This is a genomic window from Candidatus Nitrohelix vancouverensis, from assembly GCA_015698305.1.
Lineage (GTDB): Bacteria > Nitrospinota > Nitrospinia > Nitrospinales > VA-1 > Nitrohelix > Nitrohelix vancouverensis.
Genome location: CP048620.1, coordinates 1,555,862 through 1,579,184, shown reverse-complemented (window position 1 = coordinate 1,579,184; position 23,323 = coordinate 1,555,862). Strand labels below are relative to the sequence as shown.

Sequence of the window (23,323 nt, the reverse complement as noted above, 5' to 3'; positions counted from 1 at the left end):
AATGGACGCTCAATCCATATCGTCAAATACCCCGGAGGCAAGACTTTTGAAAGCCGTGCGGGCTTCTTGCTCGGCGCGGGTCACGCCGCCGTCATAATCGTTGTAATCGACAAATTTCAGGATCGCTTCCATTTCAGGATGCTCTTTCAAATACAAACGCGCCATCAGTTGTACGGTGCGGCGGTATTTGGGGTGTCCGGCTTTTTGCGATCGTAATTCGGTCAGGTGTTCAAACTCTCGCAGGTTCATTCCCATATTCCATCGGATGTAGTGATTGAACAGAGCGGCATACTGCGCCTCGCGTTCCATCCCCGCCCGGACAAAATCCCGATACAGGGATTCCGCTCTCTCGAAACACTCGCGCACGACGGGTTCCCCGCCCACTTCGCGAATTTCTTCAGGAATGGAATAACCCAGTGCGATCCCAAGGTCCTGCCTCTGCTGGGTCAGCATGCGATGCCGTTGCAGGTCGCGGTATTCGGCAAAACCGGCGACGATGTCAAAATTCACGGGATAACCGTATTCCAACGCCCTCCCGGGACGGTCGCGCTTGCTTTGCCGGTCGCCCACATAGGCGGTAAAAATCTGATCGCGGCGCGCATCCGGGAGTTTCTTCACCACTTCGCGAATCTGCCGCGTCGAATGAGATAGATAAGGAAACAACATGGACGCGATGAGGTTTGTTTTGAAATCGACCGTTTCATTTTCGAGCAAATCCACTTCCCGATTCGTTTCGATGGGAACCGCATCAAACAACTCATGACACAGAGCGCGCATGGCGCGTTCATTCTGCATGGCGTAATCGTTGACTCGCGCTCTCTTGATGAACGTGGGGATATAGGTCTGCAGCGCTTCCTGGATTTTTTCCGCCAGAACCCGAGCCTCTTTCAATTCATGCGTCATCAGCTTGCTGATGAGTCCCGTGAAATAGCGACCGTTGCCCACCACGCCCAGATTGGCCTTGGCGCTTGCGGGAAGAATGCATCGCACCACATCGCATGCGGCGCTGCGTATGGTGAAACCGTAAGCCAGTCGAAAGGCTTTGCGCTCCGCGTCGTTTTCCAGAGCGTCTCCCGCTACTTTTTCATGCTTTCCATTGCGGTCCACATCGATCTGGAATTTATTTTCGGGAAGTTTCTTGCGGAACAAATCCTGAACCGGGTCCACCAGACTGGCGTAGCTTTCAAATATAAAATCCATGGTCTGGACGTATTTCCCCTCCAGTCCAGAATCCGCGATCCCCGGCGGGACGACATAGCGCCAGCGACCGTCGCGAACCTGGTCGTACAACACATAGCGCGTGGATTCTTCAATAGGGGAGCCGCCAATGCGGCAATCTTCAATGATTTTTGTGGCGAGATTGGATACGTCTTCGATGCACAGGGGAGCGACCGCCAGTTCGGAAACCGACTCGTCGCCAAATTTATTAACCACCCGGTCGATCAGTTGGGTGCCTTTGACCTCATTGGGCGTGCCGTCTGCGTTGAGGAATTCGCGCGCCACCGTTTCCTTGAACCCTGTCGGCGCCCGGCTGTATCGCGCCAGAGCCGCCCCGATCACTTCAGGGTTGAGATTCTTCAACACAAAAACGCTGGAGTCCACATCGGAAAGATAGGGGCGCAGGATTTCGCGTTCTGCATCCGTCAAATCATCGGTGCGTTTCGGTTTAGTCATAGCGCAATCCTGTGAGGGCTGGTTATACCGTCGTCCACGGTTATGAAGGACCCTTGCGAACATGGTCTTTGGCGCAACGGAATCCGGTGTCGTTGAAACGTACATCCGCCCGGCTCCAGCGCCGCAGGGCGCTTCTCAGGCTGTCCTCATAATTCACCCACGATCCGCCGCGCGACACTCTGAAATATCCTTCTTTGGGACCCTTGGGATTTCGCTTGGCGCTGTTCTTATAATAATTTCTTCCGTACCAGTCGTTCACCCATTCCCAAACGTTCCCCGCCATGTCATGAACGCCATAAGGCGACACTCCTCGCGAATAACTGCCAACGTTGGTCATCGTCAAAACGCCCCGCCATTTTCGTTTATAAGTGGCTCGACCTTTGGGAGAGCTGTCTCCCCAGGGGTAGATGCCACCGCCGGGACCGCGCGCGGCTTTTTCCCATTCAGCCTCGGTAGGTAGACGTTTGCCTCGCCAGGCGCAATATTCATAAGCGTCTTCCCAGCTGACCTGAGTCACCGGCTGGTTGGCGGCTTTCTCAGGAAAGGATTTTCCCTTCCAGATATTACCCGCCCAGCATCGCTCTGTCTCGCAGGTTTCGTCCAGCGCGGGTCGGCGGTCGGTGGCAAGCACAAATTCCAGGTATTCTTTATTAGTCACTTCGAAGATGTCGATCCAGAAACTATACAGATAGACGTCGTGCTTCGGCAATTCATCATCAAACCACCATAAGGCGCAGTTTTTATCCACCTTCCTGCAAGCGGCCAGATAATCTTTGATTTCTGAGAAAGTCGATCCCATTTTAAAACCGCCCGCTGGGACCATTACCATTCGTTGATAGTCGTCAACGGAAGGGATCAGTGAGAGATTGGGATCAGGTGAGGAGGGGTCTTCTTCGTCATCAGACGACGACGTCTCCGCTTCGGCAGAAGCGGCGTAAGGGTCTTCAACTTCAACAGTATCGTCCGCGAGAACAAGAGAAGTCTGCGATACAACAATGCCCAAACAACAAATAAAAAAACTGGCTAGAAAACGTTTCAACATTCAATCGATTCAAAACCAAGCCTAGCGTGGAGGAGGGGTAGCTACTTTAGAGCCGCCATCATGGACATCCTCCCGAAAGCGGGTCATTTCCTTCCCATGGATATACAGAAGAGCCAATCCTAAAATCATATTGACCGTATAAATGTTTACAAATTTACCATGAAAACGGTCAAATTGAATCTGTATTTTTTTATCCTCGGGATTTGCCTTTTTGAGTCGGTCGACCTCGTGCATTTCCGGTCTTAAAACGCTTCCCATATAAATAGCCAAAACGATCATGATGCCCAGAATGACTTCCCGCGTCCAACGTCTCTTGGTGACGATGTTCTCCTGGTATCCGGCGCTTCCCGTTTTCGCCATCACAAGCTTGAATATCTCAGCCGCAACCATGAGCCCGATACAGGTATAGATCACATGAACATTAAAAACGTCCATGATCTGATTCATGATCACGCTACCCTTGGACGGATCGTCTTTCAGGTTGATGCGAACCATGATCTCGACCAGAATTCCCAATAGGAACATTCCAGCGAGCCACAAAGAAAGCCCAAACAGATAAAATAAATTAAAGGTATAAAGCAATCTTCGCATAAATTTCGCCCGCTTCAATATTCAAGGGAAAACGAGGTGTAAATCACCTGCCGCCGGAAACCCTCTTGCGCAATTCCTTGAAGCTGGCTTTCAAGTCCTCTTTTTCTTTCTGTCTTGCCGCAACCACTTCCGGCTTATCTCCGCCAAACCAGGTTTTTACAGTGGTGCCCACCCGGTCGCGATTGACCGTGTTCAGTATGGAAAGATAAATCACGCCATAGATAACCCCAAAACTATACAAAAACAGGGGGCCAAAGGACTTGATTCGCTTCCTTTCATCTTCCGACTTGCTGAGCCATAATCGTTGGTAAAGTGATTCCTTTTTACGTTCCTGCCCTTGAGGTGTTTTATCTGAAGTCGTCATAACTGGGCGCAGTCCTTGCCGCCTTCGCCTCCTATTTAAAAGGTATAACGACGTCATCATAGCAAAAAGAAAATCCCGAAACAAGAATACGCTTTAAAAAAAATTTTCTTTTTGTAGGAATAAATCCTATCAGCATTAGTCCTTATTTTTTTCACCACTTCGAAATATTATCGCATCCGTCCTTACGAACCAATCCCGACAAGGCTTGTGAGTGGAATAGCATTGTATTTCGATGTCAGAACAAATTGATTAGGATAAAACCTTGTCAGCGTTCCTCCCCCTGTTTTTCACCAATTGACGGGAATTCTTTTAACCGCCTTACGGTTCGATTCCTGACGGCTCAGTGTGCTATAGTGCTTTGTTTTTTTACCGGAATCTAAAGTGATCGAAATAAAACCTGCGCAAAACATTAACGCCGTCATTGCCTGTCCGGGCTCTAAAAGTTACACCAACCGGGCATTGCTGATCGCCGCGCTGGCGGAAGGGGTCAGTCTCCTGAGTCACCCGCTGTTCAGCGACGACACACACTATATGAGTACGGCTCTGAATCAGTTCGGCGTAACGGTCGAGAAGCACACTTCCGCATTCCGCGTTGCGGGCAATGGCGGACGCCTGAACGCGCCGCAAGAGACGATCAGCGTCGGCAATGCAGGAACCGCCATGCGCTTTCTGACCACATTCGCCGCGCTGGCTCCCGGCCCCTCCTGTCTGGATGGTAGCGAACGCATGCGCGAGCGCCCGATTCGGGATTTGCTGGATGCGCTGAACGCCATGGGCGTCAAAGCCGTTTCCGTCAACGACAACGGTTGCCCTCCCCTGCAAATTGCCGGAGGCGGCGTGCCCGGAGGAGAAATTCATATCGCCGGGGACAAGAGCAGTCAGTACCTCACCTCGCTTCTGCTATCGTCGCCCTGCTTTGAAACCGGCGCGGTGATCCATATCAACGGAGACCTCACCTCGAAATCCTACGCGCTGATCACCCTCGATATCATGAAGGCCTTCGGGGTGACTGTAGAAAATGAGAGCTTCCAGACATTCCGCGTCGCCGCCGGACAACGCTACAAAGCGCGGGATTATCTGGTCGAAGGCGATTTTTCGAGCGCGTCTTATTTCTTCGCCGCCGCCGCCATCACTGGAGGCAAGGCGACGGTCGAACGACTCAATCCCGACAGCGTGCAGGGCGACAAGGAATTCCTCAACGCCCTTCAGCAAATGGGTTGCGAGATACAAACGGGGGAAAACAAAATCACCGTGATAGGGAAGCCCTTGCGCGGGATCGACATCAACATGAATAATATGCCCGACGTCGCCCAAACGCTTGCCGTGGTCGCCTTGTTCGCGAAGGGGGTCACGCGCATCACCGGCATCGGCAATCTGCGCATCAAGGAAACGGATCGCATCGCCGCCCTGTCGCAGGAGCTGAGCCGCCTCGGCGCCTCGGTCGAAGCCGGCGACGACTTTCTCAACATCATTCCCGGAAACTACAGGGGCGCGGCAATCGAAACTTACGACGATCACCGAATGGCCATGAGCTTTGCTCTCGCCGGACTTGCCATCCCGGGCGTCAAAATCATCAATCCTCAATGCGTTGAAAAATCCTTCCCGGATTTTTTTGAGCGCTTCAACGAACTCTATGACGAATCCTGAATACACGAATGCTCTGATACACGAAAAAAGCCCGTACCTGTTGCAACACGCGCACAACCCCGTCAACTGGCGCCCCTGGGGCGAAGAAGCCTTTCGCGAGGCTAAAGAAAAGAACCTGCCCCTGCTCGTCAGCATCGGTTACGCGACCTGCCACTGGTGCCATGTGATGGAGCGCGAATCCTTCGAGAACCCGGAACTGGCTAAACAACTAAACGCGAATTACATCGCCGTTAAAGTCGACAGAGAGGAACGCCCGGACGTTGACGGCGTATACATGAAAGCCGTGCAGGCGATGGGACAACAGGGCGGCTGGCCGCTCAACGTGTTTGTAACGCCGGAAGGCATTCCCTTTTACGGCGGAACCTATTTCCCGCCCGTCAAAAAATTCAACCTGCCCTCTTTCAGCGACGTCCTGAAATTCCTCAGCAATATCTGGAACAACGAACACGAGAAGGTGGACAAGCAGGGACAGGCCCTGATCGACTACATTAAAAACTCATCCAAAGACGAAACCCGAAGCGGCCCCCTCGATTCGCTTTCCTTTGAAGGAGAGGACAAGGCCGCTGAACTTTATGAACGTCACTACGACACGCTGAACCACGGCTTCAAATTTCAGCAACAAAACAAATTCCCGGCTTCGATGGGGCTGTCTCTCCTGCTCCGGCATTACCATCGAACCGGTCATGAAGCCAGCCTGAAGATGACGGTCAACACCCTGCGCGCCATGAAAAACGGCGGCATCTACGACCAGATCGGCGGCGGAATGTCGCGCTACAGTACCGATTACCACTGGATGATCCCGCATTTCGAAAAAATGCTCTACGACAACGCATTGTTCGCCACTGCTCTCATTGAAACTTACCAGAAGACGGGCGACAAGGATTTCGCCGACTACGCCAACGACCTCTTCCATTACATTGATCGCGACATGACCTCGCCGGACGGCGCGTTTTACAGCGCTGAAGACGCCGACAGCGAAGGCGTGGAAGGCAAGTTTTACGTCTGGACGCTGGAGGAAATCGAACAATTGCTGGGACGGCAAACCGCATCGGTCGCGATTCCTTATTACAACATCACCGCAAAGGGAAATTTCGAGGGCAAAAACAATCTTCACGTCCTGCGTAGCGTCCCCGAACTGGCGAAGAAGTTGTCTTACCCAGAAGAAACGGTGATCCAGGAACTGGAGCGCACGCGAACGATTTTGATGGAGGCGCGTAGCAAGCGCATTCGCCCGCTCCTCGACGACAAGGTTCTGACCTCATGGAACGGCATGATGATCAGCGCCATGGCCCGAGCCGGGCGAATTCTCGGCGACGACGATCGCGTCAACAAAGCCCGCAAGGCGCTCGATTTCATCTTCGAACATCTTCTGACGCCGGAAGGCAAACTGCTCCGCCGCTATCGCGATGGCCAGGCCCTGTACGACGGATACCTGTTTGATTACACCTCCATCGCCTCCGCCTGTCTGGACCTTTACGAAGCGCAGTACGATCCCAGCCTGATCCTGCGCGCCAAACAACTGATGGATACGGTGGAAGAAAAATTCAAATCCGACGGAGCTTATTACGAAACCGCCAGCGACGCGGAAAAACTCATCGTCCGGCAGGTTTCAGGTTACGACGGCGTCGAGCCTTCGGGCAACAGCAACGCCGCGCTGGCCTGCTTGAAATTATCCGCCTATCTCGGCGATCCCGAATTTTCAGCGCGCGCGGAAAAAATCTTCTGTTCCTTTCACGAAGACTTGATGGAATACGGACTCAACTCCTCGTTCATGCTCCAGGCCATGCACCTCTACCTCGGCGGCCTCAAGGAAGTCGTGTTGATAGGAAAACGCAAGGACCCGGAAACGGAGAAATTGCGGTCCTGCATTCGTCAGGAGTTTTTCCCCAACGCCGTGTTCGCTTTTGCCTACGAAGACGAAGTCGCTCAAATCGCAAAATCGATCCCTCTTCTGGCAGGCAAACAACTGGTGGGCGGAAAAGCGACCTTCTACGTTTGTCGTCAGGGCGCCTGCCTGGCCCCGACGCACACGATTGAGGAATTGCGCTCTCAACTGAGCTATGAATAGAACTGGATTTATTAAAAAACCCGTCCAAAATGGCCTGACGTTTTTTTACAGCTTGTGGTTTGACCGCAAAGGCCTTCATGGTAGGATGTTGCATTCTAATAACCCATTACATCAAGAGCATTTTCACTATGCGAAAAGAATATATAGATTCACTGGTTGAAAACGGTTTGCAAGGCCAAGGCATCAGCCGCGATCAGGCGCTGGCGCTGGAATCCTTTTCTCACGAAGAACTGGAATACCTGTTTGTCGGCGTGGACAAAATCCGCGACAAGTTCAAGGGCGACGAAGTCAAAATCTGCTCTATCGTCAACGCCAAATCAGGACGCTGTCAGGAAGATTGCTCCTTCTGCGCCCAGTCGAGCCGTTTCGAAACGGAAAGTCCTGAATACGGACTGCTCGACGTCGACGCCATCGTCGCCGCCGCTAAAGAAGCGGAAGCCTTCGGCTCCAACGAATTTTCAATCGTCACCGCCGGGACCTCTCTCGATAACCGCGAAGAACTGGATCGTGTGAAAGAAGCCATCAAGCGCATCAAAGCCGAAACCCGGCTTGAAGTCTGTTGCTCGCTCGGCCTGATGAGCCTGGAGGATATGAAGGATTTGAAAGCCGCCGGTCTTGACCGATGCCACCACAATCTCGAAACCGCCGCCAGTCATTTCGAAAACATCGTCACCACGCACAGCTATGAAGACGAAGTCAGCGCCGTGAAAAACGCCAAGGAAGCGGGCCTGCATGTCTGCGTCGGCGGCATCTTTGGAATGGGGGAAAGTTTCGCTCAGCGCGTCGAGCTGGCTTTTGATATCAAAGCTCTGGAAACGCAATCGCTCCCCGTCAATTTCCTCAAACCCATTGAGGGAACGGATCTGGAAAATCAGGGACTCATGCCCGCGATCGAAGCGCTTCGCACCATCGCGTTACTGCGTCTGACGCTTCCTCAAATTGATTTGTTTGTCTGCGGCGGTCGGGAAGAAATTTTTACGGAAGGACAGGAACGCTTGTTCAGCGCCGGGGCCAACGGAATTCTCGGAGGCAATTACCTGACCACCAAAGGCCAGGACCCGAAACGTGATATTGAAATGATCGAAGCGCTGGGACTGCGCCCGGTTTTCGAAACGACGACAGCCGCGGAATAAAACGACCGGGCCTCCGGGCGTAACCGGCCGCCCCCACAATTGGCTGGGCGGCCCGATAACACAATCCGGATCAAACCAGGTATTCGTCGATCACCTTTTTGATTTCCGCTTTGGATTTAACGCCCACCAGTTGATGGACCACTTGACCGCCCTTGAAAAACAGCAAGGTCGGAATCCCTCGAATGCCATAGGTCGTCGCCGTTGAAGGGTTGTCGTCAACGTTGACTTTTCCCACCATCACGCTACCTTCGTACTCGCCTGCAAGCTCCTCAACCGTGGGAGCCAGCATTTTGCAAGGCTGACACCAATCGGCCCAGAAATCGACCATCGCGGGTTTATCACCGTTCAAAACGGAAGATCCAAAATCACTGTCAGTTACAGGGACAACATTCTCGGCTGCCATAAATCCACTCCTTAAAAATTAATTATTAAACGGCCCTTTATTGGCAGTTTCGCCAGAAAGGGGAGTCATCAGAAGAAAATAACAGTTTGTATTAGATGCCGGATATCTCAACCAAGTTCAAAATATTGCATCAACAGAAGGCCGCTGTTATTGGAAGGTCGTTTCATGCTATCATAACCGATTACTGACCACAACTCTTTTAGTTTACGTCTGAAATCATAGTGATAGTCTGACGAAAACAACGGCTTGACTGGAGAATTAAATGCCCGATTTTATCAATTTTTTTGCTTACGGAGAGATGGTAAACGAGACCTATTTCAAAGAACAGGGATTCGAATACAACTCCAAAACAAACGTGACCCTGTCCGCCTATCGGGTGGTGTTCAACAAACTTCCATCCGACCCCAATGCGCCGGAAGGCCTGGGCGTGGTGAACATCGAGCCGACTCCCACGAATGCCGGAATGATGGAGGGCATTTTATACGAGATGGATGAAAAATACGTGCCCAAGCTGGACGAGTATTATGAATATCCAAAGGAATACACGCGCAAAGTGATGCGCATCAACCGGCACGATTTCATCACCGTCAACGGCATCGTGTATTTCGCCCAGCCCGAACGGGTCAAGGCGGGCTTGAAACCCGACAAGGCGACAATGAAAATTCTGAGGGGAGCGCGGAAGACCATGAGCATGCTTTATTTTTCCCGATTGATGGGAACCAGAACCATCGACTGACGAGGCTCTGAGAGGGGAAGGCCATGCGCACGTTCACCGCGTTCGTCCGACAACCGACGCCTGCATTCACCCGCGCGATCTCCAGCCATGCGAAAAAAGATTCCATCGATTTTCCCAAGGCCCTGAGCCAGCATCAGGCTTATGTCGAGGCCTTGCGGAACGCAGGAGGACGCATCGTTCAGGCGCCCAATATCGAGGACTGCCCGGATCAGCCCTTCGTCGAGGATGTCGCGGTGGTCTGCAAAGGCGTTGCGCTGGCCTGTCCGATGCGCGAGCCAACCCGACAACCGGAAGCGCCTTCTTTGCTGAATCAATTGGAAGACTTGCTCGCTGTAAAGTTTCCTCCCGAAACGGTCTGGCTGGATGGCGGCGATGCGCTGGCAACCGATCGGCATATCTTCGTTGGGCAATCGAAACGAAGCAACGCCGAAGCGATTCCCGCCCTGCAAGCCCTGACAAATAAAACTGTCGTCGGCGTCGATGTCTTGCGCGGACTGCACCTGAAAAGCGCCGCGTCCTACCTGGCGGACAACACGCTCTTAGTCGACCCGCTAGGTGTGGACACAGAACAATTTAAAGATTATAAAATGCTCGAAGTGTGCGAAGAGGAATCCTACGCGGCGAACGGAATTGCTCTTGGCGACGCCTACCTCATGCCCTCAGGCTTCCCTGAAACACACGCCCTGCTTCGTGAAAGCGGATTGTTTCAACGCATCGTCGAACTGGAGATGAGCGAATTTGAAAAGGCCGACGGCGGCCTGACCTGCCTTTCGATCATCGTCCCGGATTGAAAAAATCACTCAGGCAATTCCTGTTTGAGCGGTTTTTCGTAGCCCACCAGCTCCACATAGCCCTTGCCGTCGACAGACTCGCCGCCTTGCCGCCCTTGTACGGAAACGCTTCCTTCCCAATAAGAAGAATCGATCGAACGCAAACGATACAATTCCTGCTTCCGCAGGTCCGGCTCAACGCGCAACTGAATCTTGTGATCGGGAATCGCAATCTCCCAGCCAGAGGGATACGCCGCTCCGGTTTCCGGACTGGTCCATTGGTCGCGCGCTTTGACCGTGAACTGCTCGAGTCGCAGATGTTCCCATGAGCCGTCGGGAGCAATCAAAGTGCCGCTTGAAAAGGCGTCGACCCCGCCGCCTTTCTTGCGCAACTGATACAACATGACTTCGTAATCGTTATTCAGTTTGAGCGAAAACCAGTCCCAGCCTTCGAGGGCGTCGTTCAACTGATTGCTGGAAAATTCGCGGTCCATCCAGCTCGTGCCCTCAACCCGATAAGTCTTTCCGTTCAACTCCAACACGCCCTCGCTAGCCATGCGCGTGTAAGAAAAATAATGCGAGGCGTTGCCTTCTTCCTCACCCTTGCGGCTGATCCCTTCGGCGCCATGAAACACAAGGGGTTTGGAAGGCTTCAGTTTCAATTCCAGCCCGACCCCGTTCTGACGGGCCTTGAAATGATGCTCGCTTGCGTCGCCCTCCAGCGTCCAGTCGTCGTTCCAGACCTGCATGCGCCCTGCCTCCGCTCCCGCCGTGCCCAATCCCGCCCGATTGATTTTTTCAAAAAAATAGAATTTTTCTCCGGCAACGTCGGTCACGGTAAAATGCGAAAAATAAATCTGCCGCGGCGTCCAGCGTGATGGATTGGGAATCTTTTCTTCCGGGTCGAGTCCAACGCGAAAAAAAGTCAGTTGATAACCAAAGTCCCTGCCGTCTTCCACAGCCTTCAGATTACCCGTGTAGTACCACCACTCAACGCGAAAGGCGTCGTGCGATCCGAAATCTCTTGGAAACTGATACTCGTAGCCCGGACGCGCCTCCTGAAACGGGGTCGCCTCCTGAGCCGTGGCGACAGCAACGCAGAACAAGCTCGCGACAAGGGATAAAATAAATTTCATAACAATGAAGACCTTTAAAAAAATTCCGGAGCGATTGATCTCAAACTCGACAAAGACTAGCAAAGGAAGGACGAGAAAGAAAGATGCAAGCTCTGCCGCCCGAACGCACAAAAAAATCCGTTGCAAATTCAGTCCCTGTCCGTATTAATAGTCCTAGAGAAAAGCCTCCTAGCTCCTGGTGATAATGCGCAAAACCCCAGATCAAAAATCAACTCCCGCCATTGGCGTCACCGGCGCCTCCGGCTTCATTGGCTCTCATTTAACGAACGCGCTACGGGCGAGCCGATCTGGGGAGATTTCACCCCTCAACAGAGCAAATGGAAAATCCGTTCCCGGAGTCGCCGTTCTGCGCAAATTCGCGACGAATCTTGATTTGATTTACCATCTGGGCGGCGTCAATCGCGCAAGCTCGAAAGAAATCATCGAGGGCAACGTCCTCTACATGAGCCATCTGGTCGAAGCGCTCCAGTCTCTACCCGAGCCGCGACCGCGCGTCATTTTCATGTCCTCGGCGCTGGTCTACGCAATCACTGGCGACAATTTCAAAATCCGCGAATCCCAGGCGACGCGGCCCGAAACGCTCTACGGCGTCTGCAAGAAAGCCGCAGAAGACATTCTCCATGCCTCCGGGTTGGATCACACGATCCTTCGTTTCACAAACATCTACGGTCCCGGCTGTCGCCCCGATTACAACTCGACCATCGCCACCTTCTGCGACCGCGCAATTCGCGGCGAAGCGGTCTGTATTCATGGCGACGGCGAGCAATCGAGAAACTTCCTTTATATCGACGATGCGATTCGCGCCCTGATTCAAGCCGGAAAAGTTCCTGCAAAACGCGGCGCAAGGATTTATAATGTCGGTAGCGGAACGATGATTTCCCTGAATCAGATTGCGGCGCAAATCAAACGGCAGGTTCCCGGACTGAGTGTCGAACGCGACACGAAAAAGTCTGGCGGACTGTCTTACGGGTGCGACGTCACCCGATTCAGCAAACGCTTCCAATGGAAGCCGAAGGTCGCGTTGAATGAGGGCATCCGCCAAACTCTGGACTGGTTTTCCGAACGGCAAAAGAAATGAAAAAATATAAAATCAGTGATCTCGATAAAAAATCCGATCATCGCGGCTGGTTGATCGAGGCGCTCGGCGCGGACGATCTGGAAGCGCCCGCGTCCTTCGGGCAGATTCACGTGTCCGTCGCCTATCCGGGAAAAGTGCGCGGCAATCACTATCACACCCGAAAGGTCGAATGGTTCTGCGTGCCGACCGGAGTCGGCGAACTGCTCCTGCACGATCTGGAAACGGGAGAAGAGGAGCGCGTCGTCATGGGCGCGGACCACCTCAAAACCGTGAAGATACTGCCCGGCGTGGTGCATGCGATCAAAAACACGGGGGACACCGACATGGCCCTGATCGTGTATTCCAACGAAGTCTTTGACCCGGAAGACCCCGACACCTTCTATCAGGAAATTTTAAAGTAAACCCAACGCGCAACGATTCAACCCATGCTCTGACACCGCGCGGGCATTTATTTTGCTTCCGGGCTTTCTTTAAGTTATTAATACATCTGTTGAAAACGCATACAGAACGCAAGCCCCTATGAATTCCCCGTTCAAACTCGACAAAGCGCTGGTCCCGATGGAAAAACTGTTGGGCCTGCTTCCGCAAGCCGCCCAAACCTACGCGCAGGCGACTCCTTTCCCGCACATCGCTATCGACGATTTTCTGGATGAAGACATTGCTGAACAATTATTGAGCGAATTCCCCGGCGAGAACGCAATCCCGTGGAAAGAGTATTATGATTCCAGGCAGAAAAAACAAGCCAACGAAAACGAAAACCACATGAGCGCCTTAACGCGCCACGTGCTCTACACCCTGAATTCCGCCACCTTTCTAAGCTTCCTCGAACAACTGACCGGAATCCAGAATCTGATCGCCGACCCAAGCCTGCGCGGCGGCGGACAACACAATATCTATCGCGGCGGCAAACTTGGCGTGCATGTCGATTTCAACAAGCACGAACGCTTTGGACTGGACCGCCGACTCAACCTCCTGCTCTATCTCAACAAGGACTGGAAGGAAGAATACGGCGGCCACATCGAATTGTGGAGTCCCGACATGGCGCGTTGTGAAAAACGCTATCTGCCTGTCTTCAATCGCGCCGTTTTATTTTCGACCACCGAAAGCTCTTATCACGGTCACCCGGACCCCTTGCAATGCCCGGAGGACCGGAGCCGCAAGTCGCTGGCGCTGTATTATTACAGCAACGGACTCGAACAAGCGCCGGATGAGAACCGGCATTCGACCCTGTTTCGCGAACGACCCGGCGAGCAGGCGGAAAGTCCCGTTCAAATCAAGGTTCAAAAATTTTTCCGAAAGTGGTCTAAAAAACTGGGCGGTTGACCTTGTCTTTCCCTTTCGCCGACAGGGCGAATACAAATCTCTTTTGGTAACGTAATGAAAATCACCTTTCTGGTCAACCAATACGCGCGCATCAGCGGCGGCAACCGCGCCTTGTTCGAATACGCCAATCGACTCCAGCGCAAGGGCTGCGAGGTGCGCTGGTTCGTCATGCCGCCGCGCGTCAAATGGAGCCGACCTCTCAAAAAAATCAAAACCTATTTTGACGACGGGACGATCAAACCCGCCTCCAGCGTCGACTGGATGGAAAATTCTTTACCCATCGAAATTTTGCCGCGCAAGGACGCCGCGCTCATTCCCGACGCCGACGTCTTTGTCGCAACCGCATGGCAAACGGCGGAATTTGCCGCGACCTTACCGGAAAAGGCCGGGCGAAAATTCTATTTCATTCAGCATCATGAAAGCCTGTGGATGCGCGACCAGAAAACGGCGGAGCAGACTTATCAATTGCCCTTCCAGAAGATTGTCATCTCGACCTGGCTGGGCGACCTTCTGCGCGACCAATACGGGCAGTCCGCCCATGTTCTCGTCACCCCCGTCAACAGCGAAGTGTTTTATCCTGCTGAAAAAATATGGAACTCGCCACGTCGCGTCTGCATGCTCCATCATGATTACGACTGGAAAGGCTTCGACGACGGCATCGCCGCAATACAGCAAACACGCGCGGCGGGCGAAACGGTAAACCTTGTCGTGTTCGGCGAAAAACTGGCAGACCCCGCTCCGCTATTCCGCAAGGCCGGATTCGATTTCGAATACCATTACCGCCCCACCAAGGAAAAACTACGCGACATCTACGCCTCTTCCGACATTTACCTTTGCCCAAGCTGGCACGAGGGACTGGGCATGCCGCCGATGGAAGCGATGGCCTGCGGTTCCGCGCTCGTCACCACCGACACCGGGGGATGCCGGGATTACGCCATCGACGGCGAAACCGCTCTGGTCTCGCCGCCCAAAGACGCCTCCGCCTTGTCGCAAAATCTTTTATCCCTCCTGCGCGACGAACAGCTTCTATTCGCGCTCGCCGAAAGGGGACAAAAAAAAATCCTGTCCATGAACTGGGATACCAATTGCAATGAGCTTCTCGAACTGTTCAAAAACAAGCGCTGAGCGAATCGAACGATGAAACGCATTTCAGCCGTCATCGTCAACTGGAACGATAAAGAGACGCTGGCCCGGTGCATCCGCTCCCTGCAACAACAAACGCATGGCGACATCGAAATCATCGTCAGCGACAACGCTTCCAGCGACGGCTCACAAGCGATGGTGAAGGAACAGTTTCACGAAACCTTCCTGATCGAAAACCCGGACAATCTCGGATTCGGGACCGCCGTCAATCGCGGTTTTGAACGAGCCAGCGGCGATTACCTGATTTTCCTCAACAACGATCTGGAATTCGCGCCGGACAGTTTCGCCATCCTCGTCGACGCGCTGGAAAGCGTTCCCGGCATCGGAGCGGTGATCCCCAAAATCCTGTATTCGCAAAAACAAAACGCCATCAACTCGCTCGGCGTTAACATCCACTGCACCGGCATCGCCTACCCGCGTATGCTCGACGAACCGGATTGCGACGACCTTGCGCCTGAAGAGGTGGCCTGCGGCGGTATTTTCATGATGAGGCGGGAAGTATATGAAGAGCTGGGCGGCTTCGACGAAGACCTCTTCCTCTACCACGAGGACCACGACCTGTCCTGGCGCATCCGTCTTGCAGGATGGCGCCTGCTGACAAACCCGCGCGCGGTCTTTCATCATCGCTACCATTTCAACAAGGGCAAGATGAAATACTATCATTCGGAGAAAAACCGCCTGCACCTGCTCCTGAAATATCTGGAATTGAAGTCTCTGGTCCTCCTCGCGCCGCCCCTCCTGCTCGTCGAGTTGGCTCAATGGGCGCACTCGCTAATGCACGGATGGTTTTTTCTCAAACTCAAAAGCTACGGCGACCTGCTCGATCTGCTCCCCCGCATCCTTGTGAAGCGGCGACGCCTGCAATCCCGCCGCGCCGTCGCCGACCGGGAAATCGCCCGACTGTTTTCCAGCGATCTGCAAATCAGCGGCGTGCAAAGTCTGGCGCTTGATTTTTTTCTCAATCCCCTGCTGAAGGCCTACTGGCTATGGATTCGCCGTTACCTCTAAGTTCTCCAAGGCATCATTTATGTGACTTGCCTGCAAATTTATACTAAAATGCTTTCGCAATTTTGAGGGCGGCGACAAACCGCAACGCTCGACCCGTCGCCCCGTTCCCGCGCCGATGTTTCGCCGATACCCGCTACAATAATTCAGGATAGAATTTTGAAACTGATCGACCGTTTTTTAGAACATTTCTCCGACCGTTGCCAGGTCTATTACCCCGCGATCGAAAAAGCCCGTCGCAGACACCCCGACACCTTCGACGCTTTGGGAGAAACATTGCTGGGCTGGGCCTCGCAAAAACTGGGCGATGGCTGGGAAGAAACGCTATCGGCAGGCTACATGCATTTTTTGATGGACGTCAACCGCTCGCAGATGGAATACGAACGGCGCGGACATTACCCGAATAAAAGCTACGACGAAGTCTACAAGACGGTCTACGACAATCCCGAGTTCATGGACCGCTACCACTGGGGCGTTTTTGTCACCACCTTCGCCTGGGAACACCACCTCGAAATCTATGAATTTTTCAGGAGCGCCTTTCTCCCCAAACTACAGGGAAAGGAAGGGAGACTGCTCGATCTCGGTTCCGGCTCCGGCGTCTGGAGTTTATTGACCTTGCAGGATAAAAAAGGCTGGATCTCGCAGGGCATTGACATCAGCCGCCATTCGGTGGGCATCGCTTCCGCCATGGCGGAAACCGCGAAAGCCTCAAGCCAGGTCAGGTTTTCCGTCGCCGACGCCCTGGAGCACCAGGATGAGAGCTTGTACGACGCCGGCGTGTCCTGCTTCCTTCTCGAACACCTCGAAGGACCGCAACGCCTGTTCGACAATCTCGCCCGCAACCTGAAACCCGGAGCCTGGGCATTCGTGACCGCCGCCCTGACCGCCGCCGAAGCGGACCATATCGCCGAGTTCAAAAAAGAATCCGAAATTTTGCAAATGGTGGAACGCGCCGGGTTCCGCGCCGTCGCCATGCATTCCGCCGCTCCCGACACGCACCCGCGCTCGCAACAGTTTCTGCCGCGCTCGATGGCGGTCGTTCTGCAAAAAAAACACAACGACATCTGGTAGACAAATTCATGCTCAATGATTTTTTACGCGAACTGTTCACCGGCAAGCTGAGCCAGGCCCTGCAAATTCTTGAACAAGCGGCGAAAGAACCGGTCAGCCCCGCATCCGCCGCCATGTTGCGACTGGCGATTTTGCAACCGGGCCACACTTTCATGAGCTATCAGCGCCTGTTCAATATCTGGTCCGGCTGGGGCAAACCTGAACTCAAACCCAACGCCGTTCGCAAGAAAGCGGCGCTCATTACGGATTTCACCGCCGACCATTTCGGCCCGATGATCTCGCTCTTCGCCGCGGCTCAAGGCGTTCAAGTCGAAACTTATCTTCCCGGTTTCGATTCCATCGAGCAAAGCGTTCTCGACCCGAAGTCGCCGCTCTACGAAAACAAGCCCGACATCGCCCTGCTGTTTTTTTCAGAGCGCTGGCTCAAACGCTACACCGGCTCTTCTTCTCTATCGCATCAAAGCGATCTGGAGCAGGCCCAAAACGCCTTGTCCAGTCTCGTTCAGGCTTTGGAAACGCATAGCGACGCCGACATCCTGATCGGCAATCTTCCCGGCCCCGCCTACGCCCTGCCCGGCGGCATGGTGGCGCGCGACGAATTGATGGGCTGGAACCTGGCGGTCTCGCGTTTCAACGAAGGGCTGACGCGCCTCAGTTCCCGCCGCGTTCGCGTCGTCGATCTCGCAGGCGCAATGTTCAGTTCAGGCGGACGCCAGAGCATGGGGCGCTCCAATTATTTGCGCGCGCGCATGGCTTACGAAATGCAGGGCGCTCTCGCCGCCGCGCGCGAGCTGGCTTCCGGCATCGCCCATGTTTGCGGCAAAACGCATCGCGCCCTGGTGAGCGACTGGGACAACACCTTGTGGGGAGGAGAGGTCGCGGAATTGGGAAGCTTTGGCGTGGTCTGCGGTCAAGACTCTCCCGACGCGCTCGGTTATTACATGATCCAGGAATACCTCAAGGCCTTGCCAGCCCTGGGCGTTCTGCTCGCAGGCATGAGCCGGAACGATCCCGCCGTAAAAAGCATCTTCGACGACAACAAGGACCTGCCGCTCGTCCTCAACGATTTCGCCTCCACCCAATTGGGCTGGAACCCGAAGAGCGACGGCATTTCGCAAATTTCAAAAGAGCTTGGTTTCGGGCCAGAATTCATGGTATTTATGGACGACAGCCTGTACGAAATCGCTCAGGTGATGTCCATGCACCCTTATATTGACGTGCTTTGGGCCGGTCCCGACGCGCAGGGAACGCTGGAGCGGCTCTCTCAATCCCGCTTGTTCAACGCCATCTCCCTGTCGGATGAAGACTTGCAACGCGGCGAACGCGCGGTCCGCCTCAAGGAACAACGCGAATTCAAAGCGTCCTTTGCCAACATCGAAGAATTTTTAAGCGCCATTCAAGTGACCCTGACTTTCGTTCCCGTCAACGACGGCATCATGGATCGGGTCGGACAATTATTTCAGAAAACCAATCAGTTCAATCTGACCACCCGGCGTCACCGGGAAAATGATCTGAAGCGCATGATGGATGACGGCGCCGCGATGTACGCCGTCTCTTATGAAGATTCTTTCGGTTCTCAGGGAATCATCGCCGTCGTCAATTTGATTTCGGATGAATGCCTCATGACCATCGAAAGCTGGCTGATGAGTTGCCGGGTATTGAATCGAACGGTTGAACAGGCGATTTTTTCGTTTATATTAGGAAAGGCTGAAGGAAGGCGAGTCCGGGGCGAGTTCAGACCCACCGAGAAAAACGGGCTGGTCAAGTCGCTCTATTCCAGCCTGGGATTTTCAAAAACAGGCGGCGACGACAGCGAAACGGAAATCTGGTTATACGATCCGCAAGCGGCGGATGCGACGCCGCCCAAACATTTCACTACCATCAAGGAATTATGAGCCAAAACGAACTAGCAAACGACCAACTTGAAAAACTGACGGGGATTTTTCGCGTTCTCTTCAACTCCCCCGATCTGAATCTGAGCGACGACCTGACCGCAAAAGACGTCCCCGGCTGGGACTCGTTCAACCATGTGAACCTGATCATTAATATTGAAGAAGAATTCAATATCCGATTCTCCAACGACGAAGTCGGCGGTTTGCAAAACGTCGGAAATCTGAAAGCCCTGCTGGCCTCCAAATTATCGGGCTAATCCATTCCCCGCCTCTGGGCCAAGCGGCGTTCCCGCACAAACAACCGTGGCAATTTTCATCAACCCTACGTTCTGGATCGTCGCCGTCGCCGTTTATCTCGCGCTTTCTATCAACGTTAAAATCCGCCCGACCCTGCGTTTCGGCGTCGTCAACCTGCTGGCGCTCGGCGCTCTTCTGGGCTGGCTCCCGGCCCTCGGCGCGATGGCTATCATCACCTTGTTCTGGGGCTTACTGCGCGCCTTCTCCTCCCTGTCCCCGACGGAAGGTCGAACGCGGACTCTGTGCGGATTCTCGATCATCGGCCTGCTGACTTTTTTCTTCATTCTGCATAAATTGAATCTGGAAAACTCCGGTTTCCTGGGTCAATTGAATGAAAGCGCGCCCTGGGCGCGGCCCGACCTGCTCCTGCCCTTTCTCGCTACGCTGTCATTTTCCTACGTATTCGTTCGTTGTCTGGACGCCATCCATTGCGTGTGCTGGAAGAAACAAGCCTTGATGGACCCGATCTCGTTGACCGGCTACCTGATTCCCTTTCACATGCTCTTGTCCGGCCCCGTCAACAGCTACGAAGAGCATCAGGCAATGGACGCAGACCCGCAACCGGAAACGCCGACGGAAGATTCCGTGCTGTTGATCCTCAACGCCATCACCACCGGCCTGTTTTATAAATTTGTGATCGCCGAGGGAATGCGCATCTATTATTTTGGAATGGACGGAGCTTTCACTGTCTCCAGTTGGAGCGACGCCTCCTTTCTCGTCGTTTACGTTTTCTTTGATTTCGCCGGTTACTCCAGAATCGCTCGCGGGCTGGGGTTGTTGTACAATGTGCCGACGCCGGAAAATTTTTCCGCGCCCTTTCTCTCTCCGACCGTCACCGAATTCTGGACGCGCTGGCATATGTCCATGGGACAATTCGTGCGCCGCAATCTGTTCACCCCCATGCAGTTGAATCTGGTGCGCTGGGCGGGCGTGAAACGCGCAGGCGCGGTCAGCGTCTTCACCTTAATCCTGTCCTTCGGATTTGTCGGCTTATGGCACCGCCTCAGTCCAGCCTGGTTTTTATGGGGAGCGGGCATGGGCATTTTGATGGCGATTGAAAAACAGATTCAGTCCCTGGCGTTTCGGCGCGGCTGGAACCGTTCTCCCGGCCTCTCTCTGGCTTTGCAATGCATCGGCCCAATCTATGTATTCTTTGCGCTCGCGGTAAGCGCCTACTTCGTCGGCGAGGAGGTCTTCACATCATGAACGAGTTTCGTTTTTTCTTCTTCAAAGTCAAACCGCCGCTCTCGCTCTGGCAAACGACGGGTCTGTTGTGCTGGATCCTCGTCAAGCTGATCCTCGTTGCCGCCATGATCTCGCAATCCGCAGGGGAATTCATCTATGCCGGATTCTAAGCCAAACAAGGGAAACAAGGCAGTCAACATCGTCATCGTCCTCTGCGTCGTCTTCGCCTACGCCGTCATCCAGCATTTCATGGAATCCTCTCCCGGCTCGCTGGGACTGGCGCAATGGTTCAACTCAAAAAATATCATGGCGGAGCATCATCAGAAGCTGATAGCAAAAGTCGAACGCGATCCGCATTTCAAAAATCTCGATCAGGAACGCTTCGTCAAGGAGATGGAACGCATCATCACCATGAATCACAAACGCGACCTCGGCGGCTGGGTCGCCTACAAATCCTTCACGCCCAATGTGAAGGGGCAGTTCGTCTCCACCAACGATTTCGGCATGCGTTCGAAGCTGAGCCTGCGCGCGATGGCTGAAAAGGCCCGCGCCAACAAATCCAATGGCATTAAAAATATCATCCTGCTTGGCGGTTCGGTGGCTTTCGGCTACGGCGCCACAGGCGACGAACAATCCATCGCCGCTGTGCTGAATCAACATCTGGATTCAGAACGCTACGAAGTCTTCAACCTGGCGCAAGGCGGCTTCACCAGTTTCATGGACCTGTTCAGTTTGAGTTCCATCGCCTGGCACCTGGAGCCGGACATCGTCATTCTTCTGGAAGGATACGCCGACAGCTACCACCTCGCCTACGAATCCAAGGGCGGCCAACTGGCATGGGGATTGTGGAGCGGAAAAGAAGAGGAGGCGGAGGAACGCTTCGCTTTCGACTTCCAGTATCACAATCTGGAAGCGATCTGCAAACTCGCCGCGCCGCCGGATCGCAGGGTCATTCTGGCCCTGCAACCGCTCAGCGGATTCGCCAACGACAGCGCCGTCGAAAAAGAGGAGATTGAAAAAATTTACGGCTATTATCCTAAAATCCGCAAGCTGTTCCAAAGCGTCGCTCAAAAGAATGACGCCGAGTTTCTCGACCTGTCCACTTTGTTCGAAAATGAAAGCGGAGCGAACATCAATTTTTTCGACAAGGCGCACCTCACGGATACCGGACAGGAAAAAGTCGCCAAGGCGCTGGCGCAAAGCGTTGCCGCCCTGCAAGACCCGCCCGTCGATCCTTTCCAGTTGCGACAACAGGCGCTTTCAGATATTCTCAATTGAAAATTCACGCGAATGGAGCGCTCGCAGGGTCGCAACCTTGTTCGCTTTGTTCTACCGGCAACCTAAAGTAACCAACACCGTCGACATGGATAAAATCGCAGGTTTTGTAAAAGAATATAAAAAAGTTCTACTCATTCCGCTCATCATGATCGTGGTTCTGACGATCCTCGTTCTCGTTCTCGGCGCTCTCAACCCTGAATCCAGCTTCAATTATCTGGGCTGATTTTTCGCGTTCAAGGCCTTGCAGTCGAAGGCGGGAAGGTTTTGCTCGATATCTTTAATTCGCGCTTTCAACTCCTCCAGATCGGTTGCGTTGGCCTTCCGATAACGCTTTTGCTTATCAAGCAATGACGCCAAATGCGACTCAATCGTCGCTCCGGTCAACCTCGCGCCAAACGATTCCAGACCCGGACGTTCTGGCGACACATAGCCAAACACGCGATCCTGCACCCGGTCGCCCAGTTCTTTCTTGTAATGACCCACGTCCCAATACCACTGCATCGGGGTCGCCTCGTCCTGCGGCAAGGTTTCCGCAGTGAAAGCGCTGTAAGCGCTGAAATCCCATAAGGGGATCGGTGTGGAATCAGACGCGCTGGCGTTCACTCGCTCGACGAGCGCGGTCAGTTTACGCTCCCAATCCATGTAGGTCTCAAGATAGCCAAGCTCGGCGAGCGCTTCCAATAAGGTCGCGTGCGCAGGTTGAATGTAGAGACGCAGGTCCGCTCCGTCCGCCTGCGCGGTTTTCAAGAGAGTTTCCAAATATTCGAAATTCGGGTTGTCGCCGTTTGCATCTTCCAGACAAAAACGATGCGCTGGAGGCGGCAGGAGCAGTCGGGTGATGAAGCCCGTCGCCGAGCCCAGCATGGCGCTGCGCCAGCGACGTTCTTCCGTCTCTTCGGGAATTTCTCTGCCGTTTGAATAATGCGTTCCGCGCTTACCCGCCAGAGCTTTTTTCTGACTCGCCGTCACCGCGTCGAGCGATACCAGCGCGACGGCGTTGACATGGAAATCGTCTTTTCGCGGCGCTCCATTCGCATCAGCGGCGATCATCGCATCGCGATAATCATCGCTCAAGGGAGCGAATATATTGAAGGCGACAAAATCCAGGCCCAGAAGAATTTGTTTGACCGGAGCCAATGCCCGGGCGTGCTGGTAATAACGCAAATTCTCATACATGTAGGCGCCGGGAAAAGAAAGATTGTAGCGCGGCTGGGCATCCGCGTTCCATCCGGGATGGTCCACATCAATCGCCAACTGCGAGGTCGACGCGCCCAGAGCGATTCCCTGCGGCTTCAGGGCGCGCGCATAAAATCCTTTGGCGAGTCGCAATTGTTTCGACAACCAGACCGCAGCCTGCGGATCGCTTTCAACCTCCCGATAGAGCGAATAGGGATTGACCCACCAGGTCGCCAGAGCCACGACCGCGAAGGATTGCGCCACGCAAAGGAAAAAAACGATGACGAATTTAATCGAAGTTTTCATTCCGC

Annotated in this window: 24 protein-coding genes; 17 read left to right on the top strand and 7 right to left on the bottom strand. The window is 53.8% G+C overall.

Annotation, left to right across the window (positions count from 1 at the left end):
* Nucleotides 1-9: 9 nt before the first annotated feature.
* From G3M78_07430 to G3M78_07415, 4 genes are all read right to left on the bottom strand, one after another.
* Nucleotides 10-1,674, bottom strand: a complete 1,665-nt coding sequence (locus tag G3M78_07430) for a hypothetical protein (GenBank protein QPJ65229.1) — start codon at nucleotides 1,672-1,674, stop codon at nucleotides 10-12.
* Nucleotides 1,675-1,714: 40 nt separating this feature from the next.
* Entirely contained in the window at nucleotides 1,715-2,503 is a 789-nt protein-coding gene (locus tag G3M78_07425) for a formylglycine-generating enzyme family protein (protein ID QPJ66798.1), read from the bottom strand.
* Between the two features lie 234 nt (nucleotides 2,504-2,737).
* Nucleotides 2,738-3,241 carry a hypothetical protein gene (locus G3M78_07420; protein QPJ65228.1) on the bottom strand — a complete coding sequence of 168 codons (504 nt, stop codon included), beginning with the start codon at nucleotides 3,239-3,241 and terminating at the stop codon, nucleotides 2,738-2,740.
* A gap of 109 nt (nucleotides 3,242-3,350) precedes the next feature.
* Nucleotides 3,351-3,671, bottom strand: a complete 321-nt coding sequence (locus G3M78_07415) for a hypothetical protein (protein QPJ65227.1) — start codon at nucleotides 3,669-3,671, stop codon at nucleotides 3,351-3,353.
* A gap of 381 nt (nucleotides 3,672-4,052) precedes the next feature.
* Here G3M78_07415 and aroA point away from each other — a divergent pair, with 381 nt between their 5' ends.
* The 3 genes from aroA (at nucleotide 4,053) to bioB (ending at nucleotide 8,519) form a co-directional block, all read left to right on the top strand.
* Nucleotides 4,053-5,318, top strand: a complete 1,266-nt coding sequence (gene aroA / locus G3M78_07410; GenBank protein ID QPJ65226.1) for a 3-phosphoshikimate 1-carboxyvinyltransferase — start codon at nucleotides 4,053-4,055, stop codon at nucleotides 5,316-5,318.
* Complete coding sequence (locus G3M78_07405; GenBank protein QPJ65225.1) at nucleotides 5,305-7,386, top strand: thioredoxin domain-containing protein; 2,082 nt, start codon at nucleotides 5,305-5,307, stop codon at nucleotides 7,384-7,386. The genes aroA and G3M78_07405 overlap by 14 nt, the downstream gene beginning before the upstream one ends.
* A gap of 128 nt (nucleotides 7,387-7,514) precedes the next feature.
* Complete coding sequence (gene bioB / locus G3M78_07400) at nucleotides 7,515-8,519, top strand: biotin synthase BioB (GenBank protein QPJ65224.1); 1,005 nt, start codon at nucleotides 7,515-7,517, stop codon at nucleotides 8,517-8,519.
* A 70-nt stretch (nucleotides 8,520-8,589) separates the two neighbouring features.
* On the opposite strand, the gene trxA is transcribed toward bioB, so the two are convergent.
* Complete coding sequence (gene trxA, locus G3M78_07395; GenBank protein QPJ65223.1) at nucleotides 8,590-8,922, bottom strand: thioredoxin; 333 nt, start codon at nucleotides 8,920-8,922, stop codon at nucleotides 8,590-8,592.
* Between the two features lie 262 nt (nucleotides 8,923-9,184).
* On the opposite strand from trxA, the gene G3M78_07390 reads away from it, so the two are divergent.
* A complete protein-coding gene (locus G3M78_07390) occupies nucleotides 9,185-9,658 on the top strand; it encodes a gamma-glutamylcyclotransferase (protein QPJ65222.1) in 474 nt (157 codons plus the stop codon).
* 23 nt (nucleotides 9,659-9,681) lie between these two features.
* Complete coding sequence (locus tag G3M78_07385) at nucleotides 9,682-10,449, top strand: hypothetical protein (protein ID QPJ65221.1); 768 nt, start codon at nucleotides 9,682-9,684, stop codon at nucleotides 10,447-10,449.
* Between the two features lie 5 nt (nucleotides 10,450-10,454).
* On the opposite strand, the gene G3M78_07380 is transcribed toward G3M78_07385, so the two are convergent.
* Complete coding sequence (locus tag G3M78_07380) at nucleotides 10,455-11,564, bottom strand: carotenoid 1,2-hydratase (protein QPJ65220.1); 1,110 nt, start codon at nucleotides 11,562-11,564, stop codon at nucleotides 10,455-10,457.
* 184 nt (nucleotides 11,565-11,748) lie between these two features.
* On the opposite strand from G3M78_07380, the gene G3M78_07375 reads away from it, so the two are divergent.
* From G3M78_07375 to G3M78_07320, 12 genes are all read left to right on the top strand, one after another.
* The gene (locus G3M78_07375; GenBank protein ID QPJ65219.1) at nucleotides 11,749-12,642 is read left to right on the top strand and encodes an NAD(P)-dependent oxidoreductase; all 894 of its coding nucleotides are present in this window, start codon (nucleotides 11,749-11,751) and stop codon (nucleotides 12,640-12,642) included.
* Nucleotides 12,639-13,043 carry a hypothetical protein gene (locus G3M78_07370; protein ID QPJ65218.1) on the top strand — a complete coding sequence of 135 codons (405 nt, stop codon included), beginning with the start codon at nucleotides 12,639-12,641 and terminating at the stop codon, nucleotides 13,041-13,043. Before G3M78_07375 ends, G3M78_07370 begins: the two co-directional genes overlap by 4 nt.
* Nucleotides 13,044-13,161: 118 nt before the next feature.
* Entirely contained in the window at nucleotides 13,162-13,965 is an 804-nt protein-coding gene (locus G3M78_07365) for a 2OG-Fe(II) oxygenase (protein QPJ65217.1), read from the top strand.
* 54 nt (nucleotides 13,966-14,019) lie between these two features.
* Nucleotides 14,020-15,090 (top strand): glycosyltransferase family 4 protein, encoded by a 1,071-nt coding sequence (locus G3M78_07360; protein QPJ65216.1) that lies wholly within the window; start codon nucleotides 14,020-14,022, stop codon nucleotides 15,088-15,090.
* A 12-nt stretch (nucleotides 15,091-15,102) separates the two neighbouring features.
* Entirely contained in the window at nucleotides 15,103-16,116 is a 1,014-nt protein-coding gene (locus G3M78_07355; GenBank protein ID QPJ65215.1) for a glycosyltransferase family 2 protein, read from the top strand.
* Nucleotides 16,117-16,272: 156 nt separating this feature from the next.
* On the top strand, nucleotides 16,273-17,184 hold the full coding sequence (locus tag G3M78_07350) for a class I SAM-dependent methyltransferase (protein QPJ65214.1): 912 nt from the start codon (nucleotides 16,273-16,275) through the stop codon (nucleotides 17,182-17,184).
* An 8-nt stretch (nucleotides 17,185-17,192) separates the two neighbouring features.
* Complete coding sequence (locus tag G3M78_07345; GenBank protein ID QPJ65213.1) at nucleotides 17,193-19,079, top strand: HAD-IIIC family phosphatase; 1,887 nt, start codon at nucleotides 17,193-17,195, stop codon at nucleotides 19,077-19,079.
* A complete protein-coding gene (locus G3M78_07340; GenBank protein QPJ65212.1) occupies nucleotides 19,076-19,333 on the top strand; it encodes an acyl carrier protein in 258 nt (85 codons plus the stop codon). Before G3M78_07345 ends, G3M78_07340 begins: the two co-directional genes overlap by 4 nt.
* A 46-nt stretch (nucleotides 19,334-19,379) precedes the next feature.
* Nucleotides 19,380-20,579 carry a hypothetical protein gene (locus G3M78_07335; GenBank protein ID QPJ65211.1) on the top strand — a complete coding sequence of 400 codons (1,200 nt, stop codon included), beginning with the start codon at nucleotides 19,380-19,382 and terminating at the stop codon, nucleotides 20,577-20,579.
* Complete coding sequence (locus G3M78_07330) at nucleotides 20,576-20,728, top strand: hypothetical protein (GenBank protein QPJ65210.1); 153 nt, start codon at nucleotides 20,576-20,578, stop codon at nucleotides 20,726-20,728. Before G3M78_07335 ends, G3M78_07330 begins: the two co-directional genes overlap by 4 nt.
* Nucleotides 20,715-21,836, top strand: a complete 1,122-nt coding sequence (locus G3M78_07325; GenBank protein QPJ65209.1) for an SGNH/GDSL hydrolase family protein — start codon at nucleotides 20,715-20,717, stop codon at nucleotides 21,834-21,836. The genes G3M78_07330 and G3M78_07325 overlap by 14 nt, the downstream gene beginning before the upstream one ends.
* A gap of 37 nt (nucleotides 21,837-21,873) precedes the next feature.
* Complete coding sequence (locus G3M78_07320; GenBank protein QPJ65208.1) at nucleotides 21,874-22,059, top strand: hypothetical protein; 186 nt, start codon at nucleotides 21,874-21,876, stop codon at nucleotides 22,057-22,059.
* Here G3M78_07320 and G3M78_07315 read toward each other — a convergent pair.
* Nucleotides 22,047-23,318: a hypothetical protein gene (locus G3M78_07315; protein QPJ65207.1), complete on the bottom strand. Its 1,272-nt coding sequence runs from the start codon at nucleotides 23,316-23,318 to the stop codon at nucleotides 22,047-22,049. The two genes, G3M78_07320 and G3M78_07315, sit on opposite strands and share 13 nt — an antisense overlap.
* Nucleotides 23,319-23,323 lie beyond the last annotated feature (5 nt).

What these genes read in the sequence shown, in the direction of transcription:
- G3M78_07430 (QPJ65229.1), bottom strand. Translation starts at nt 1,674, where the DNA reads ATGACTAAACCGAAACGCACCGATGATTTGACGGATGCAGAACGCGAA.
- G3M78_07425 (QPJ66798.1), bottom strand. Translation starts at nt 2,503, where the DNA reads ATGGTAATGGTCCCAGCGGGCGGTTTTAAAATGGGATCGACTTTCTCA.
- G3M78_07420 (QPJ65228.1), bottom strand. Translation starts at nt 3,241, where the DNA reads ATGTTCCTATTGGGAATTCTGGTCGAGATCATGGTTCGCATCAACCTG.
- G3M78_07415 (QPJ65227.1), bottom strand. Translation starts at nt 3,671, where the DNA reads ATGACGACTTCAGATAAAACACCTCAAGGGCAGGAACGTAAAAAGGAA.
- G3M78_07405 (QPJ65225.1), top strand. Translation starts at nt 5,305, where the DNA reads ATGACGAATCCTGAATACACGAATGCTCTGATACACGAAAAAAGCCCG.
- bioB (QPJ65224.1), top strand. Translation starts at nt 7,515, where the DNA reads ATGCGAAAAGAATATATAGATTCACTGGTTGAAAACGGTTTGCAAGGC.
- trxA (QPJ65223.1), bottom strand. Translation starts at nt 8,922, where the DNA reads ATGGCAGCCGAGAATGTTGTCCCTGTAACTGACAGTGATTTTGGATCT.
- G3M78_07390 (QPJ65222.1), top strand. Translation starts at nt 9,185, where the DNA reads ATGCCCGATTTTATCAATTTTTTTGCTTACGGAGAGATGGTAAACGAG.
- G3M78_07385 (QPJ65221.1), top strand. Translation starts at nt 9,682, where the DNA reads ATGCGCACGTTCACCGCGTTCGTCCGACAACCGACGCCTGCATTCACC.
- G3M78_07380 (QPJ65220.1), bottom strand. Translation starts at nt 11,564, where the DNA reads ATGAAATTTATTTTATCCCTTGTCGCGAGCTTGTTCTGCGTTGCTGTC.
- G3M78_07375 (QPJ65219.1), top strand. Translation starts at nt 11,749, where the DNA reads ATGCGCAAAACCCCAGATCAAAAATCAACTCCCGCCATTGGCGTCACC.
- G3M78_07370 (QPJ65218.1), top strand. Translation starts at nt 12,639, where the DNA reads ATGAAAAAATATAAAATCAGTGATCTCGATAAAAAATCCGATCATCGC.
- G3M78_07365 (QPJ65217.1), top strand. Translation starts at nt 13,162, where the DNA reads ATGAATTCCCCGTTCAAACTCGACAAAGCGCTGGTCCCGATGGAAAAA.
- G3M78_07360 (QPJ65216.1), top strand. Translation starts at nt 14,020, where the DNA reads ATGAAAATCACCTTTCTGGTCAACCAATACGCGCGCATCAGCGGCGGC.
- G3M78_07355 (QPJ65215.1), top strand. Translation starts at nt 15,103, where the DNA reads ATGAAACGCATTTCAGCCGTCATCGTCAACTGGAACGATAAAGAGACG.
- G3M78_07345 (QPJ65213.1), top strand. Translation starts at nt 17,193, where the DNA reads ATGCTCAATGATTTTTTACGCGAACTGTTCACCGGCAAGCTGAGCCAG.
- G3M78_07340 (QPJ65212.1), top strand. Translation starts at nt 19,076, where the DNA reads ATGAGCCAAAACGAACTAGCAAACGACCAACTTGAAAAACTGACGGGG.
- G3M78_07330 (QPJ65210.1), top strand. Translation starts at nt 20,576, where the DNA reads ATGAACGAGTTTCGTTTTTTCTTCTTCAAAGTCAAACCGCCGCTCTCG.
- G3M78_07325 (QPJ65209.1), top strand. Translation starts at nt 20,715, where the DNA reads ATGCCGGATTCTAAGCCAAACAAGGGAAACAAGGCAGTCAACATCGTC.
- G3M78_07315 (QPJ65207.1), bottom strand. Translation starts at nt 23,318, where the DNA reads ATGAAAACTTCGATTAAATTCGTCATCGTTTTTTTCCTTTGCGTGGCG.